This window comes from Nocardia barduliensis, assembly GCF_013315795.1.
GTDB lineage: Bacteria > Actinomycetota > Actinomycetes > Mycobacteriales > Mycobacteriaceae > Nocardia > Nocardia barduliensis.
In genome coordinates, this window is sequence record NZ_JABLTE010000005.1 from 104,298 (window position 1) to 120,128 (window position 15,831).

15 protein-coding genes and 1 pseudogene are annotated in these 15,831 nt (G+C 68.9%); 6 read left to right on the forward strand and 10 right to left on the reverse strand.

Annotation, left to right across the window (positions count from 1 at the left end):
• Nucleotides 1-2 precede the first annotated feature (2 nt).
• Genes HOV91_RS04115 through HOV91_RS04130 form a run of 4 tightly spaced genes read right to left on the reverse strand, consistent with a single transcriptional unit; the run spans nt 3 to nt 4,383 of the window.
• Nucleotides 3-455 (reverse strand): 6,7-dimethyl-8-ribityllumazine synthase, encoded by a 453-nt coding sequence (locus HOV91_RS04115; protein ID WP_174184076.1) that lies wholly within the window; start codon nt 453-455, stop codon nt 3-5.
• 9 nt (nt 456-464) lie between these two features.
• Nucleotides 465-1,352, reverse strand: coding sequence for an alpha/beta hydrolase (locus HOV91_RS04120; RefSeq protein ID WP_174184077.1), 888 nt, complete (start codon nt 1,350-1,352; stop codon nt 465-467).
• Entirely contained in the window at nt 1,349-2,719 is a 1,371-nt protein-coding gene (locus HOV91_RS04125) for a M20 family peptidase (RefSeq protein ID WP_174184078.1), read from the reverse strand. The genes HOV91_RS04120 and HOV91_RS04125 overlap by 4 nt, the downstream gene beginning before the upstream one ends.
• Nucleotides 2,716-4,383 carry a CocE/NonD family hydrolase gene (locus HOV91_RS04130; RefSeq protein ID WP_174184079.1) on the reverse strand — a complete coding sequence of 556 codons (1,668 nt, stop codon included), beginning with the start codon at nt 4,381-4,383 and terminating at the stop codon, nt 2,716-2,718. The genes HOV91_RS04125 and HOV91_RS04130 overlap by 4 nt, the downstream gene beginning before the upstream one ends.
• A gap of 111 nt (nt 4,384-4,494) precedes the next feature.
• Here HOV91_RS04130 and HOV91_RS04135 point away from each other — a divergent pair, with 111 nt between their 5' ends.
• Nucleotides 4,495-5,493 (forward strand): DMT family transporter, encoded by a 999-nt coding sequence (locus tag HOV91_RS04135; RefSeq protein WP_312884457.1) that lies wholly within the window; start codon nt 4,495-4,497, stop codon nt 5,491-5,493.
• A 36-nt stretch (nt 5,494-5,529) separates the two neighbouring features.
• Here HOV91_RS04135 and HOV91_RS04140 read toward each other — a convergent pair whose 3' ends face one another.
• From HOV91_RS04140 to HOV91_RS04150, 3 genes are all read right to left on the reverse strand, one after another.
• The gene (locus HOV91_RS04140; protein ID WP_312884458.1) at nt 5,530-6,642 is read right to left on the reverse strand and encodes a glycosyltransferase; all 1,113 of its coding nucleotides are present in this window, start codon (nt 6,640-6,642) and stop codon (nt 5,530-5,532) included.
• Nucleotides 6,643-6,650: 8 nt separating this feature from the next.
• Nucleotides 6,651-7,391, reverse strand: coding sequence for a DUF2334 domain-containing protein (locus HOV91_RS04145; protein WP_174184081.1), 741 nt, complete (start codon nt 7,389-7,391; stop codon nt 6,651-6,653).
• A 78-nt stretch (nt 7,392-7,469) separates the two neighbouring features.
• A complete protein-coding gene (locus tag HOV91_RS04150) occupies nt 7,470-7,994 on the reverse strand; it encodes a hypothetical protein (protein ID WP_174184082.1) in 525 nt (174 codons plus the stop codon).
• Nucleotides 7,995-8,314: 320 nt separating this feature from the next.
• Here HOV91_RS04150 and HOV91_RS04155 point away from each other — a divergent pair, with 320 nt between their 5' ends.
• Nucleotides 8,315-8,758, forward strand: coding sequence for a TY-Chap domain-containing protein (locus HOV91_RS04155; RefSeq protein ID WP_174184083.1), 444 nt, complete (start codon nt 8,315-8,317; stop codon nt 8,756-8,758).
• Between the two features lie 62 nt (nt 8,759-8,820).
• Nucleotides 8,821-9,555 carry a DUF4191 domain-containing protein gene (locus HOV91_RS04160; RefSeq protein WP_174184084.1) on the forward strand — a complete coding sequence of 245 codons (735 nt, stop codon included), beginning with the start codon at nt 8,821-8,823 and terminating at the stop codon, nt 9,553-9,555.
• Nucleotides 9,556-9,703: 148 nt separating this feature from the next.
• Here the strand turns inward: HOV91_RS04160 and HOV91_RS04165 are convergent, their stop codons facing one another.
• Nucleotides 9,704-10,159 (reverse strand): RDD family protein, encoded by a 456-nt coding sequence (locus HOV91_RS04165; protein WP_174184085.1) that lies wholly within the window; start codon nt 10,157-10,159, stop codon nt 9,704-9,706.
• 252 nt (nt 10,160-10,411) lie between these two features.
• Between HOV91_RS04165 and glnA the strand changes: the two genes are divergently transcribed.
• Nucleotides 10,412-11,848 (forward strand): type I glutamate--ammonia ligase, encoded by a 1,437-nt coding sequence (gene glnA, locus HOV91_RS04170; protein ID WP_043722399.1) that lies wholly within the window; start codon nt 10,412-10,414, stop codon nt 11,846-11,848.
• A gap of 160 nt (nt 11,849-12,008) precedes the next feature.
• Here the strand turns inward: glnA and HOV91_RS04175 are convergent, their stop codons facing one another.
• Both HOV91_RS04175 and HOV91_RS04180 read right to left on the reverse strand, forming a co-directional pair.
• Nucleotides 12,009-13,037 (reverse strand): hypothetical protein, encoded by a 1,029-nt coding sequence (locus tag HOV91_RS04175; RefSeq protein WP_174184086.1) that lies wholly within the window; start codon nt 13,035-13,037, stop codon nt 12,009-12,011.
• A 140-nt stretch (nt 13,038-13,177) separates the two neighbouring features.
• Nucleotides 13,178-14,407 carry an FAD-binding protein gene (locus tag HOV91_RS04180; protein WP_174184087.1) on the reverse strand — a complete coding sequence of 410 codons (1,230 nt, stop codon included), beginning with the start codon at nt 14,405-14,407 and terminating at the stop codon, nt 13,178-13,180.
• A 293-nt stretch (nt 14,408-14,700) separates the two neighbouring features.
• On the opposite strand from HOV91_RS04180, the gene HOV91_RS40995 reads away from it, so the two are divergent.
• Both HOV91_RS40995 and HOV91_RS41000 read left to right on the forward strand, forming a co-directional pair.
• On the forward strand, nt 14,701-15,081 hold the full coding sequence (locus HOV91_RS40995; RefSeq protein ID WP_174184088.1) for a hypothetical protein: 381 nt from the start codon (nt 14,701-14,703) through the stop codon (nt 15,079-15,081).
• Between the two features lie 33 nt (nt 15,082-15,114).
• Nucleotides 15,115-15,348, forward strand: a pseudogene (locus HOV91_RS41000) (type VII secretion target); the annotation flags it as partial.
• Nucleotides 15,349-15,831 lie beyond the last annotated feature (483 nt).

A 15,831-nucleotide genomic window follows, 5' to 3' on the forward strand; every position in this document is an offset into this window, starting at 1 on the left:
CGCTACACCGGCAGCGACCGCAACGAACTCAGCGTGCTCGCCAGCGCACGGGCCGCTTCGGCGCCCTTGGTCACGAAGTGCTCGGTGAAGTACGTGACGTGCTCGCTGTGCTCGTGGAAGTGGTGCGGGGTGAGCACGACCGAGAACACCGGCACGTCGGTGTCCAGCTGGACCCGCATCAGCCCGTCGATCACCGCCGAGGCCACGAAGTCGTGCCGGTAGATGCCGCCGTCCACCACCAGGGCGGACGCCACGATCGCCGCGTACCGGCCGGATCGTGCCAGCCGCTTGGCGTGCAGCGGGATCTCGAAGGCGCCCGGCACCTCGTAGACGTCGACGGTGGCGGGGTCGAAGCCGAGGTCGGCGTATTCGGTGCGGAAACCCTCGTATGCCTTACCGACGATCGAGCTGTGCCAGCTGGCACGGATGAACGCGATGGATCCGGTATTGCTCATGCCGGGATACTACGGTTCGGTCAGGTGCGCTTCCAGCCAGCCGACGACATCGTCGAGCACCTTCCGCTGCTCGGGCTCGTTGAATACCTCGTGGTAGAGGCCCTCGTAGCGGATCACGGTGAGGTCGCTGGACCCGGCGCCGCGCTCGATGAGATCGGAGCTGGACGGCGCGGCGATCGAGTCGGCGGTGCCGTGCAGCACCAGCAGCGGCACGGTCAGCCGCGCCAGCCGCTGCTTGACCGTGTTCGTCGCGTCCAGCATCTCGGCGCCGGTGCGGGCGGGCAGTTTGCCCCGGTAGACCAGCGGATCGTTGTCGTAGGCCGCAACCACCGCCGGGTCGCGGCTGATCTGCGACGAATCCAGTTTCAGCACACCGAGATTCGGGGTGAACCTGCTCAACACCGGCGCGAGCATGCGCTGCACCGGATTGCCCACCGGGATGTCCAGCGGCGGGGCGGACAGCACTATGCCCGCGACATCGATCGGCGCGCGGGTGGCCAGATACAGGGTGATCAGGCTGCCCATCGAGTGCGCGACGACGAAGCGCGGCACGCCCGGCTGCTCCCGGCCCGCGATGGCCAGCATGGCGGCGACGTTGTCGGCCGCGCCGTCCATGGAACCGATGTTGGCCTTACCGCCCGCGGACTTGCCGTGCCCGATGTGGTCGAGCGCGTAGACCGCGAAACCGGCGGCCACCAAGCGCCGCCCGACGTGGGTGTAGCGGCCGGAATGTTCGGCCACGCCGTGGACCAGGACGATCACGCCACGCGCGGCGCCGTCGGGCAGCCACGCGCGCCAGGCCACCCCGCTGCCGATGCCGTCGAACTCGCCGGACTCGGTGCGGATCGCGGGCGGCTCGGCGGGCGTGGCGTCGCTCGCCGTCGGCTCGGTCGTCATGCCTCGGCTCCTGCCGTCGATGGCGCGCCGACCGTCGCGAAATGCTCGATCAGCCGCCGGTTGAACTCGATGAGTCGAGCGTAGTTGACCCGGGAGAGGCGTTCGTCGGTTCCGTGGATCGAGGCCAGGTCGCGCTGGTCCAGCACGATCGGCGCGAAGTTGCACCGGGTGCCCGCCAGGTCGTCGTAGTGCCTGGAATCGGTCGCGCCGGGCACGATGCCGGTGGTCACCGCGATGCCGGGGACGACGGCACGGGCGAGTTCGGCGATCAGCTCGAAGCCGGGGCCGGGCCCGGTGATGTTCGACGGTTCCGACGACATGCCGATCAGTTCGAACTCGATTCCCTTGTCGCGCACCACTTTGCGGCAGTGCTCCAGCACCGAGGAGACCGAGTCGCCGGGCAGGATGCGGAAATTCACCATCGCCTCGGCCCGCTGGGGCAGCACGTTCGGCCGGACTCCGCCGCGGATGACGGTCGGCGCGGTGGTGGTGCGCACCATCGCCTCGGTCTGCGGCTGGGTCGCCATCACGCGGGTGATCGCCGGTCCCGCGATGCTCGCGAGCGCGAGCAGCCGCCGCCGCGGCCCCGGCATCACATGGCGCAGCCTGGCCAGCATGTCCGCGATCACGGGGGTCAGCCGCAGCGGCATCGGATGGTCCTGGATGCGCCCCACCGCCCGCGCGAGCCGGCCGACCGCCGTCTGCTTGCCCGGCATGGACGAATGGCCGCCCACCTCGGTGACCGACAGCCGGACCGTCGCGTAGCCCTTCTCGCCGAGCATGATCGTGGCGACCGGTTGCCGCACCCCCTCGACCACGCCCGCGGTGATCACCCCGCCCTCGTCCAGCAGCAGATCCGCGCGCACGCCCGCCTGCCGCAGATGTCCGGCCATCCGCTCGGCGCCCGCGCCGCCGAAGACCTCTTCGTCGTGCCCGAAGGCCAGGTACACGGTGTGCCGGGGACGCAGGCCCGCGGCGAGCGCCGACTCGACCGCCTCCAGGATGGCCAGCACGCGGCTCTTGTCGTCGATCGCGCCACGGCCCCAGATGAATTCGTCGTCGACCACACCCGCGAACGGCGGGTGGGTCCAGCGCTGCGGATCGTCCGCGGGCACCACGTCCTGGTGCGCGAGCAGGATCGCGGCCACCCGGTCCGGTTCGGCGCCCGGCCAGCGGTAGAGCCTGCTGTGCGCGAACCGCCGCAGTTCCAGTTCGGCGTGCACGCGCGGGAAGGACGCCCGCAGGTGTGCGTCGAGGCGGTCGAACGCGTCGCTGTCGGCGTCGCGCGGGTCGTCGGTGGACACGGTGGCGCACCGGAGCGCGGCGGCGAGGCGCTCGGCGGTCAGGTCGTCGACCGGCTCCGTCATCGGTCACCGGTGCGGTCGGGCAGATTCATGGGCACCGTTGCATTGTTCAACACACTCGGGTCGAGGGCGATCGTCTTCTCGTTTCGCCACTTCACGATGCCTTCGGTGAGCCCACCCGGCAGATCGGGACGCCGTGTTCCGGTCAGCAGCGGCAGCTCGACGCGGGCCGAGATCACCGTCACGGGAGCGAAGGCGGGGGAGTGTGACCACACGTCGTCCACCACGTCGGTGACGCGCACGCCGATCCGATGACCTGCGGCAATCGGCCAGTCCTGCGCGAGCAGCCGAACCTCGGCGGTGTCGCGGACGGGGGCGATGCCGCGGGTGATGACGGTCGCGCGCAGGTCGGGTGCGATGTCGTAGAGCTCGACCGCCACCGTCGCGCTCGCCGGGCCGCTCAGCCGGAGGGTCGCGGTCGGGATGCCGGACAGATGCTGGTCCCCGGTCAGCGGCGCGGAGACCGACCAGATCTCGCGATCGGGCCCCGGGACCAGGCCGCGATCGGTATAGCCGCCCGGCCGCAGCTCCACCGAGATCCGCTGGGCGTCCGCGGGAGGCCACGCGTTCTCCGCGCGCCAGCGGCCGTCGAACTGGCCGACGGTGATCCGCGGTCCGGGAACCCGCACGTCGCGGTCGGCGACGTGCTTGTCGAAGAACGCGAGCAACTCGGTGTCGAAGTGCGGTGTGCCGCATTTGTCGTGGCAGGTGCGGTGTCCCCACTGGCCGAACCAGGCCCGGTGGTCGCCGGGGCCGAGGCCGTTCCAGAGATCGAACACCCGGTAGGCCCGGGTGTTGTAGTCGACGAAACCCTGACCGAGGAACACCGGGATCGTGTTGCCGCGCAGTCGGGCGACCAGGTCGCGGTCACGCCAGAAGGCGGTGTCCGGATTGTGGTCGCCGATGTCGGCCAGATACTGCCGGTAGCACTGCCACGGCAACTGCGTCGCGTTCGCCTGGTATTCGCCGGAGTCCTCCGGGCGCGGCGGGGTCGAGGCGATGAGCAGATGCTCCAAGCCCGCGAAGTCGGCGGGCCGCACACCGCTCTCGGTGATCGGCTTGCCGGAGAACTTCCACGAGACGCCCTGCATGTACAGGTAGGAATACGGGTCGACGACCGGCTCGAACGCACCGACGGCGGCGAGGCCCTTCGGCGCGGTGGCCAGGCCCATGAGGCCGGTCCAGGCTTCGTACGACGTGCCGAACAGCCCCACCTTGCCGGTGGACCACGGCTGGCTCGCCGCCCACTCCACGGCCGCGGCGACGTCCGCGCGTTCCCCGGGACCGCCGAAGTCCGGGCAGCCGTTGGAGCCGCCGAATCCGCGCAGGTCGACGACGACGTAGGTGTAGCCCGCGTTCAGGAACAACTCGGCGGTGAGGTTGTCGGTGGAGGGGCCGCCGGAAAGGCGCGGCTCGCTCAGATACGCCAGATGCGCGCGATACGGACTGACGGTGAGGACGACGGGCGTGCGGGTGTCGTCGGAGACACCGGCCGGGCGCAGGATGTCCGCGTGCAGCCGGGTGCCGTCCTTGCCGTCGATGTACGTCTGCTTCCACTGGTAGGGCACCGGAAGTGGTTCGGCGGCTGCGGTCGCCGGGGCTATCGCGGCCAGCAGCAACAGCAGGCCGCACAGGATGCGCGACAGGACGGCTCGTTCGGTCACCATAGGACTATCGAGTGTGCCGGGACGGCCGTCCAGCCCCTGGAACCGGGGTGGTCGTCCAGTCGCCGGGCGCACGCCATCCGGCGTTCATCCGCGCAGACCAGCATCGGCGCTGTGCCGGAGCGCTATTTCGGATCCGTCGACGCGGTGGCGACGATCACCCTGGCGTTGCTGAGCGCGTTGCTGTTCGCGGTGTCCGCCGCGCTGCAACAGGGCGCGGCGCGGCAGGCCGCCGCCGGAACCGGGCAGGGACGGTTCCTGCTGATCGCCGCGATCGCGCGCCGCTTGCTCACCGACCGCCGCTGGCTGGCCGGGCAGGGGGCGAACGTGGCCGGGTTCGTCGTGCACGCGTTCGCGCTGCGTTTCGGGGCCATCGCGGTGGTGCAGGCGTTGCTGGTCGTGCAATTGCTGTTCGCGCTGCCGTTCGCGGCGCTGCGGCGCAGGCGGGCGCTGCTGGCCCGGGACTGGGCCGGAACGACAGCGGTGTGCGCCGGGCTGATTCTGCTCGTCGCGCAGGGGATTCCCGCGCATTCGGCGGTGCGGGGCGAACTGTTGCCCGTGGCGGGCACCGGAGTGGCCGTCGCGATCGTCGTGCTGTTCGGTGTGTCCCGGCTGGCCCGCTCAACGCAGCTGCGGTCCGCGCTGGTGGCGGTGGCGGCGGGCTGCTGTTTCGCCGCCACCGCGGTCCTGGTGGTGGTGGCGACGAGCGCGCTGCCGGAGCCGAGTTGGGCGCTGCTCGGCATTCCGGTGTCGACGGTGCTCGGCGGCATCCTGACCCAGGAGGCGTACGCTCGCGGTTCGCTGCCCACTGCGTTGACCGCGATGACGATCACCGACCCGGTGCTCAGCTACCTGGCCGGGGCGACACTGTTCACCGCGACGATCCACCCGCGCCCGCCACTGCTGGCTTGCGCGGCCATCGCGGTGATCGTGGGTGTCGCGCTGCTGGCGAATTCGCCGACCCTGCACGACGAGCGGGAAACCGCCGAAGCGACGCAGCGGCCGATGCGGGTGCAGGTCGACGAGGTGGCTCCCGCAGGCGACGGCCGACGGACGCGGCGAGGCGGCCCACTGTCCGAGCGCGGCATCCGGGCGCTGCTGCGCCGGAACTGAATCACCGATCCGGTCGCGCCTGCGTTTCGCTGCGCGTCAGGCGGATCGGGCCGGGGTTTCGTAGGGCGCGTAGAGGGCGAGCATGCGCTCGACCGTCGCCGACCACGGAAAGCGTTCCGCCGCAGCGCGGGCCGCGCGCCCGCGCTGGGCAGCGGGGAGGGCGAGCAGTTCGCGGACGCCGTCGGCGAGGCCCTGCGGGGTCCCGTCACACACGATGCCCGAGCCGGGCGCGCCGATGAGTTCGCGGGCGGCGCCCGCCGCCGGGACGACGACCGGCGTCCCGCACGCGAGGGCCTCCAGCACGGCGAGGCCGAAAGTCTCGGCAGGGGAGGGGAACACGGCGATGTCGGCGTCGGCGATCAGGGCGGCCAGCGCGGTCCGGTCGGTGAGGTGGCCGTGGAACACGACCGGAAGCCCGGCCGCCATATGCTCCAGGCGCGGACGCAGCGGGCCGTCACCGATCACCGACAGCGCGCAGCGCAGACCGGATTCGACCAGGACGCGGACCGCCTGGATAGCGCGTTCGGCTCGTTTCTCCCGCGACAACCGGCTCACCAGGACCAGCCGCACCGGATCGTCGGAGCGCTCGGCGTCGCGCGGTCCTTCGGTGGACGGGCGAAAGGTGGCGAGGTCCACGCCGAGCGGGACCCGGCGTACGTTGCGCGCGCCGACCCGGTCGAACTCGGCGGTGGCGAAATTCGATGTCACGACGACCTTTTCGGCGCGCACCCAGAGCCGCCGGTTGGCCAGGTCGGCCGCCGCGGTGAGCGGGAAGCCGCGCGGCACCCGTGAGCGCAGGATGGCGTCGATGCGTTCGTGCGAGAACAACACCAGCGGGACACCCGCGCCGCGCGCCCACGGAGCGAGCCAGCGGACGCTGAGTTTGTCGCTGCACTCGAGCACGTCCGGGGCCAGCCGATCGAGGACGGGCCGGGTACGGCGGGCGGTGAGCACGTGATAGCCGGCCTCGCCGAACCTCGGGCTGCGCACGGTGATCCGGTGACCGGATGCGGTGTGCTCGTCGTCGTCGCGCGGACCGGGCACCACGAGCACCCGGTCGTGGCCCGCCGCCGAATAGCCGCGCCCGATCTCGTCGACGCACGTGCGCAAACCGCCGGAAGCCGGGGTGTAGAAGTTGGCGATCTGCACGATGCGCACTAGTCGACCGCCGATCCGACCAGCTCGCCGTAGGTCGTCGCCCGTGCGCCGGTCCGCAGTACCGCGTCGATGGCGCGCAGGGTGGTGTCGCGCAGACCCGGTCTGCTCAGGTCGTCGGGATGCAAGGCCAGACGGACCAGCCCGTCGCGTTCGGCGATGCGGCGGGCCATGGTGTGGACCATCGCCGCGCCCAACCGTTCGGACCACCCGCCGCCCGGACGGTGCGAGAGCGCGAACCCCCGATACCGGCGTCCGGTGCGCAGGTGCTTCGCCGCGAAGTGCGAGGTGGTGTAGGTGAACCCCGCCGCGCGCAGCGCCCGCTCCGCGTCGGGTGAGGCCAGCCAGCCGGGGGGAGTGAAGCCGGTGGTGGACAAACCCGCTTCGGACATCACCTCGGTGGCGGCGCGCAGCTTGGCCGCGGCCTCGCCGACGTTCAACGCGGCGAATTCGGCCGCTCCCCGCGCCACCGCCCGTCCTACCGCGCGACGCGGCCACCCGCCTTCGGGCCCTGCCCGGTGCGACCACCCGTGCAGCAGGATGTCGTCACCGGCCCGTCGGCGCTCGCGCAGGAACGCGGCATAGTCCGGATCGCCGGACAACCGCTGCCCGCGCCAAGGGCCGGGAATCACCAACAGCGAGACGGGGATCCCGAATCGATCGGCGTCGGCGCACCAGCGCGCCGTCTCCGCCGCACTCGCCGGTGCGACGTCATGGACGCTCACCACCAACCGCGCACACACGTCGGGGAAGCTAACACCGCCCGGTGGCCGCGAGCTGAACAGCGCAATGCGCTCGTCTGAAAGATGGGTTCGCGCCGGTCACCAGATATCCGCCCAGGCCGGGCGTACCGGCAGATCGAACGCCGCGGACCGCCCCCGCACCAGCGCAGTCATCGAGGCGCCCTCCGGGAAGTCGGCCTGCAACGACGTCGCCCGTCTCCGGCGGAACTCGGAGAACACGTACTCCTTCCGCAACAGATGTTCCACACCGGTCTCCGGATGCCCGAAGGTCACCTCGATGCGCACTCGATGCTGATCGAAGCCGTTGATCCTGTTCAACCGCCGGTAGCTGGTATCGACCACGGCCGCGGGAACCGCCGTCCCCGACCGCCGCAGATACGCCCGCCGAAGACGCCAGACCACACCCAGCACCTGTGTCCACAACACCATTCCGAGCACCACGCTCACCGGCAGCGCCAGAATCGCCGCGGCCTCCAGCCCCGATCGCATCCCCAGGCGCACACCGAGGCTGACGACCGCGGCGACGAAGAGCACCGCGCCCACACCGGCGACGAGCACCCATACCAAGTTCGCGGGACCGATCAGATTGCGTCCCTTCCCCACCGGACACCCTCCCGCTCGTCCGCTGCGCACTTGGCGAAGCCGAGACGAAACACATCATGCGATTCGAAGCGTGAACCCAGACCCTACCGTCCGCCCACGCTGCCCTCGGGCGGTGAGTGTCGAGATACTGAGCGGGCCCGCCGCGAGCGGGCGTTCATCGAGCGGTGCAGACGCGGGTTCGGGCGCTACCCGACGAGTGCGACACCGGATATGGCAAACGGCTATAACGCGGCTGAACTGGGCAGGAGCGCAACAATTTTCGTCTGGCCTCCCAGGCGCTTCGGCGTATGATCAGGCCAGTGCCGATACCCGGGGGAAGAATGAGCGAGCCGGCGACAGCGGACTGGGAGCAGTTCGTGCGAGCGCTGGCGCATTGTCTTTCCGAGTTGCCGTCCAGGGCGACGCTCATCATCGCCGCCCCCGGAAACCGCTACGTCCAATTCGTTCAATACGACATCAAGTTGTCCGCTGAACTGGCCGGGAACCACTACCTGAGCCACCCGATCCCGGAGACCGCCGCGCGGGAGTTGCGGGCGCTGGGCTGGCACGAGCCCGCGGTGCGGCACGACGCGGACAACTGGACCAGGACCCTCTTCTGGCCCATCGCCCCGAACAGCCTGGTCGAGTTCGCCCGCTCGGTGGCCGTCGGCCTGCGGGACGCCCTGGGTGTCGCGGCGCCGGTCGAATTGCGCGCGATGGGCTGGACCGAGGCGTCGGGTGACCTGGATCTCACCGTGCTCGGCCCGATCGCCCGCCGCGGGTAGCGCCGCGGCGGCCCGCTGTCCCACGGCAAAGCCGCGACTACCTGGGCACTATCCTGAAGGGCATGGCAGCAGGCAAGCCCACCAAGGAAGCGAAGGCCGCGGCGAAAGCGGCCCGCAAGCAGCAGTCGAGAGAACGCCGCAAGCAGTTGTGGCAGGCGTTCCAGATGCAGCGTAAGGAAGACAAGCTGCTGCTGCCGCTGATGATCGGCGCCCTGGTCGGCAGCACCGCCGTCTTCGTCGTGATCGGCCTGATCTTCGGGCTGACCTTGTTCCTCGTCCCGCTGGGCGTGGTGCTCGGCGCGCTGGTGGCGTTCATCATCTTCGGACGGCGGGTGCAGAAGAGCGTCTACCGCAAGGCCGAGGGCCAAGCCGGCGCCGCGGCCTGGGTGCTGGACAACCTCCAGGGCAAATGGCGGGTGAGCAACGGCATCGCCGCGACCACCCAACTGGACGCGGTGCACCGGGTGATCGGCCTGCCCGGCGTGGTGCTGGTCGCCGAAGGCTCCCCCCAGCGGGTCAAGTCGCTGCTCGCCCAGGAGAAGAAGCGCACGGCCCGGCTGATCGGCGACACCCCGATCTACGACGTCGTCATCGGGAACGACGAAGGTCAGATTCCGCTCAAGGACCTGCAGCGCTACCTCACCAAGCTGCCGCGCAACATCGACACCAAGCGGATGGACCTGATCGAAGGCCGGCTGGCCGCGCTCAGCGCGCGCGGCGGGCCCGCCCTGCCGAAGGGGCCGATGCCCGCAGGCGCGAAGATGCGCGGGGTGCAGCGGACCATCCGCCGCCGCTGACCGCAGATTTCCCCGGCTGCCCGTGTCCCCTTCCTGGGACGCGGGCAGCCGCGACTCGTGGATATCCACCGGCGGCGCGATCGTCCGGATCCCGGATCGCGGGTGCGCAACCGGACACCCGGTCGTAGACGGCCCGAAACCGGGCGGATCAGCGCGAATGCACCAGCGCCGTGCCGGTGGCGCGGTCGTGCATGCCGCGCCCGTCGGCGTCGGTGAACAGCGCGGGCACCACGAACAGCAGCAGCACCTGCCTGGCCAGGGCGCGGACGAAGCCGACCCGGGCGGGCGCGTCGATGCGCACCGTGCGCAACCGCAGGAAATACTGGCCCGGCGTGAAGCCGAACAGCGTGACCGCGCCGATGCCGATGACGAACCAGACCAGCAGCGTCAGGCTCGACGCCGAACCACTGCGGACGATCAGCGCCGCGATGCCGAGCGAGATCATCCAGTCCACGAAGAGGGCGGCGATGCGCCGCCCCATGCCGGCCAGCGAGCCCGCTCCGGTCCTCGGCAGGCCGAGGTGCTCACCGGGGAACTCGGGAGTTGCCGGGCCGCCGGAGTCGGCCGAGGGTCCGGAGAGCCAGGAGCCGGTGATGCGTGCCATGCACCCCAGAATAGGCGCGCCCGAACCGCCGCCCGGTACCGCATAAGCGGAGTTCAGCCTCGACGCGCGCCGCACCGGGGGCAGGACTACCATGCATTTCGAGTCCGGGTGGTCAGCACCACGCTGCCAGACGCACGTGTAACACCGGCGAAACACATCCTTGACTGCAGGGAAACACGGCATCCATAGCGTCTGGTCGCGACGAACCCATGCAAGCGACACTGGCTGGGAACCGATCCGTAAGGAGAACAAGTGACGTTCAGCACGGCCGACGAGGTCATCAAATTCATCGCTGATGAGGACATCGAGTACGTCGACATCCGCTTCAGCGATCTGCCGGGTGTGCAGCAGCACTTCTCGATCCCGGGGAAGGCCTTCACCACCGACCTCGCCGAGGAAGGGCTAGCGTTCGACGGCTCCTCCGTCCGTGGGTTCCAGTCCATCGACGAGTCGGACATGCTGTTGCTGCCCGACTTCTCCACCGCGCGCGTCGACCCGTTCCGCGCCGCCAAGACGCTGAACCTGAACTTCTTCGTGCACGACCCGTTCACCCGGGAGGCCTACAGCCGCGACCCGCGTAACGTCGCGCGCAAGGCGGAGGAGTACCTGCGTTCCACCGGCATCGCCGACACCGCGTACTTCGGCCCCGAGGCGGAGTTCTACATCTTCGACTCGATCCGCTACGACTCGGCCATGAACGGCGCCTTCTACGAGATCGAGTCGGTCTCCGGTTCCTGGAACACCGGCGCCGAGTTCGACCCCGACGGCGGTCGCAACCGTGGTTATAAGGTCCGCAACAAGGGCGGCTACTTCCCGGTCGCGCCCTACGACCACTACGTCGACCTGCGCGACAAGATCTCGACCAACCTGCAGAACTCCGGCTTCGAGCTGGAGCGCGGCCACCACGAGGTCGGCACCGCGGGTCAGGCCGAGATCAACTACCGGTTCAACACCCTGCTCGCCGCGGCCGACGACCTGCAGCTGTTCAAGTACATCGTCAAGAACACCGCGTGGCAGGAAGGCAAGACCGTCACCTTCATGCCGAAGCCGCTCTTCGGTGACAACGGCTCGGGCATGCACGTGCACCAGTCGCTGTGGAAGGACGGCAAGCCGCTGTTCCACGACGAGGCCGGCTACGGCGGCCTGTCCGACCTGGCGCGCCACTACATCGGCGGCATCCTGCACCACGCGCCGTCGCTGCTGGCGTTCACCAACCCGACGGTGAACTCCTACCACCGCCTGGTCCCCGGCTACGAGGCCCCGATCAACCTGGTGTACTCGCAGCGCAACCGCTCCGCCGCGGTCCGCATCCCGGTCACCGGCAACAACCCGAAGGCCAAGCGCCTCGAGTTCCGCGCGCCGGACTCCTCGGGCAACCCGTACCTGGCCTTCGCCGCCATGATGATGGCCGGCCTGGACGGCATCAAGAAGAAGATCGAGCCGCTGGCCCCCGTCGACAAGGACCTCTACGAGCTCCCGCCGGAGGAGGCCAAGAACATCCCCCAGGCCCCCACCAGCCTGGCGTCTGTCATCGACCGCCTCGAGCAGGACCACGACTACCTCACCGAAGGCAACGTCTTCACCGAGGACCTGATCGAGACCTGGATCACCCTCAAGCGCGAAAACGAAATCGCCCCGGTGAACCTGCGGCCGCACCCGTACGAGTTCGAGCTGTACTTCGACGTGTAAGCCTTCCGAAGCTCCCGACCTGCGGCGGAGCATCTGGCCGGGGTCTTACACGAAACTGTGAGCGAGTCCGCTCGTTCCGCGATTACTTCACCGATCGCGGACCGGGCGGACTTCTCCGTGTTCGGCCACAGTCGCGGGTAGGCGCGGCAGTCGCTGCGTACTATGCGTCGCTCCAGGTGGGGCTGCCGTAGACGTTGAGTTTGTCGATACCGTGGTCGGCGGAGAAGCCCAATCCGACCGCAGAATAACGCCAGGCTGCACCGGACGACTTCGCTGCTTGCGCCAATGCATCGACCGCTTCGGTGGTGCCGTGATGCCGGGACGCGAGTGTGCTGACGAGTCCGGCCACGTTGTCGTGACGTCGTGCGGCCAAGGTGAGCGCGAACGTTGGGGCACCCGACGAACGGCGCGCACAGCATACGAAGAAGTCGTACCGATGAAGTTTCGCCGCGTCGATGCCGCAACGAACGAACTCGGACAGCACCTCCCATGCCGGATGGCCGAAGTGCCGGACGAGTTTCATCGGCACGGCAGCATCGTCGTATCGGGTCCGCAGGTAGATCTTATGGTTCACCTCACCGTGCGCATCCACTTCGAGCGCGGCAATGACTGGTTTGATCAGCTTCTCATGGTCGGGCACCGGAGCCAATCCGGTGAATGCAGGCCACGCAGCGCACAACCGGCGCAATCCTCCGGGCATGATCGTGGGGTAGCCGTATACCTTCAAACGGGCGATGTGATCCGGTGCCGCCGTGTGATGGACAACGCCTATCCACGTAGCGGAGCGATGCCGAGGCGGGACCGTCCCTGGATCGGGATACAGCGTCGTGACGAAAGAATGCAGTGTGTCGGCGATGGCGTCGTCGCCGTTCGGCATCCAAGCGACGAGATCGCGGATCGCGGCGATCTGAGCGGCGACACGAGAGCCGAAACGCGTTTCCTGAGTCTCGGCTTCGGTGGCGTAACGAACGACTGGAGCCACCGAGCCTCGTCCGCCGGACACACTCGCTTCGAATGGAAGGCCTGATACGGTCAGCAGGCTGGCTCGGTCTCCATCCGGCCCTCGCTCATCCAGTTGTCCGCCGCAGGCGCGCTCCATGACCGCGCGGATCGGCGCAGGATTACAGCGGAGGGCCAACCGCTCGGCTAAGTCGACCAGATAGTTCCCGGCCGCTCCAGATGAGACCATCGTCAGGATTGTCCGCTCGGGAGGAGCGCTGCGGAAGGCGGATCGACACTTCTACCCATACCGCCAAACTCTCTCATTTCGACCTGCGGCAATTGTCATTCGCCTTCCCACCGTTGGCGACACTTCTCCAGTTGATCCCTCTACCGATCCGCGCGCGACTGCATCTCGAGGTGTGGGGAAGGCTCGAGAGCAGTCGAGCCCGGAGCGGCCTGCACGAGGGGAAGGTGGGCGTTGACGTGTTCCAGGCGGCAGGCCGAGCGCAGCTGCGCGAGTTGGCTCAATTCGAATCCGTAGAGTCGCTCGGTCAGCGCGGGGTCGAGATCGTTGACGCCGTAGAGATATGGCCGTCCACCCAGTTCGAGACAACGCTCCAGAAGCCCGCGGAAGGCAGTGCGGGCGGCGGTGATGGCCCCCGGGCCGCGGTGTACCGACGAGCACAAGCCCACGCCGATCGAGACGGGGGCAGTGCCGACTGGGGTGAAGGGGAACGAAATTGCGTCCGGGGGGCGACGCACGATCAAGATCCAGGAGATCGTGGGTGCGCGGTCCATGGGAGCCAGGTGTCGTAGCGCATCCAAGGCGGCGATCATCGGCGCGAGTTGCCCTGCTGGCACGAAGTAGTCGGTGCACAGGCGCACATGGCCGGGGGGTGGGGCAACGCTCCGTGCGGCTCCGTAGTTTCCCCGCAACGACAGATCGGAGACGATCTCGCAGCCCTCTTCTCCACATCGCTTCGAAGCGCTGCCGCGCCATCCGGTAGCCGTGTGGAGTATGCCAGGTCGGATGGACGCGTAGTAGACGTCGATGTCGTCGCGCTGCGCTGTCCGTTCGGTGTGCTCGATGAGGTCGGTCAGCGTGTCGTGGCGTGTGTGGTGCAGGTGGGTGTGGCGGTGGTACGGCGCGGTACGCAGCACTGCTCGTTCGATCAGCCCGACGGTGCCCAGACCGCCGAGCGCGAACCGGAACAGTTCGGGATGATCGGTACGCGAGCACCAACGGCTGGTCCCCGTTCCGTCGATCAGTTGGATCCGCTCCACGTGATCGACCTGCATGCCGTAGCGCACGGAGTCGATTCCGACGCCGCCGACCGAGAGTGTGCCCCCCACCGAGAGGTGCAGATAGTCCGGCAGCACGGGGAATGCCGAGCCGAGGCGATTCAGATATCGCTCGAGGACGTACCAGCTCATCCCGGCGGGCGTCTCGATCAGGCCGTGACCGAGGTCTCGCACTTGCTGAGCTGCGGCATCCGGCGCGAAGGTGACAAGCAAGTCTTTCTCGGTGACGGTCTGTCCATCACAGGAGTGACCTGTGCCGCGCAGTGTCAACGGTCGACCGGAGCCGAGTAGCGCGGAGGGGAACGCGGAGGGCATCCGGTGTACCGCTCGTGGGACGGCGTGCCGGAGGCCGCCGAAGTCGGTGGTGAAGTCGTCGATGGGGTCCTCGCGGATCTAGCGGGCTCACCCGGGAGAGCCAACTGTGACCCGAGTATGAACGCTTCTCACTGTTGGGAACGGAGGACGGGTCTGGTGGCGCATCCTGGAGAAGTGACCGGCCCTCGGCGGGCCGGACGCTTGGCTAGGGCGTTATCGACCGCGTACGCCTCGAGGGCGGCTGGTCGGTCGCCGCACAGGCGGGCGTTCTGCCTGCGGATGAGTGAGGATGCATGAGAGAAGTCCACCCCTACGTGCGCGCCGGGCAGAGCATGGCGCGCGAGTTGCGGCATCGCATCGCGGAAATGCGCGAACGGTCGGACGCGATCGTTGCGCGCCGCCCGTCGCCCAGTGGCTTGGTCATACCCGAGGTCGACGTGATGGGGCGGCTGCGGGATCTCTATCTGGCACCTGGAACCTGCGCCCGATTCGGCAACCAAGAGCTAGCCGCCGAAATCATGGCCGCAATCACCGAAAGCACCGAAGATGCTCGGCGGCAATACCACTTCGCCATGAACAATCCTGAGAACCTGCCGCGGCCTTTCGCTGATGTCATGCGGGAGTGGCAAACCGGGAGCGATCCGGTCCCCAACTTTGGGAAGCCGGAACAATAGGCCGAAGACGCTGGCGGGAGGGATCGACCGAGCATGCCCAATTACCTGGATGTTGAGCCAGATCAGCTGCGCAGCATCGCGTTGCAGCACGATCAGCTCGCCACGGACATCCGGAAGTGGGGCGAAATCCCGCATGATTGGCTCGCCGAGTTCGAACCCACCTACGGCATGATCGCCGAACCGGTGCGGGCGGCTCTGGTGGACTACTACAACAGACGGCACGAGTCCGCGGAGCGTCTCGCCGCCAATCATGAGCGAACGCGCGACGAATTGCTGGCGGCCGCAGCCGCACTCGAGAACGCCGACCACTCCGGCGGGCAACAAATCAGCCATGCGGGTGGGTTCGGCGACGGAGCACCGCGGGGCGGCCCGACACCAGGCACACCCGGTGATCATGGGACGCCGGTGGACGCCGGCCCGGATCCGCGGATCACCGATGGCTCTCAACCGACGCAGCCTTCCACTACCACGCCAGTCACCTTTGGGACGCCGGGCGAAACTCAACCCCCGAGCCCCGCGCCGATGCCCTTGGCATCGGCGCCACAACTCGGCGATGCCGTGCCGACGGGATCTGCCGCACCGCCCGGAGCGATGCCCTTCATTTCCGGCCTCCGGGAGCCCGGTGCCTCCGACGGGTTCGATGCTGGTGAAGTCGGTGCAGTCGGGGGAGCGGTTGATCCGCTCGGGCCGAGCGGCGCCCAGGGCCTCGCTGTCGGTGCGGACGTCGGTGCGGGCATAGCCGAGGGAATC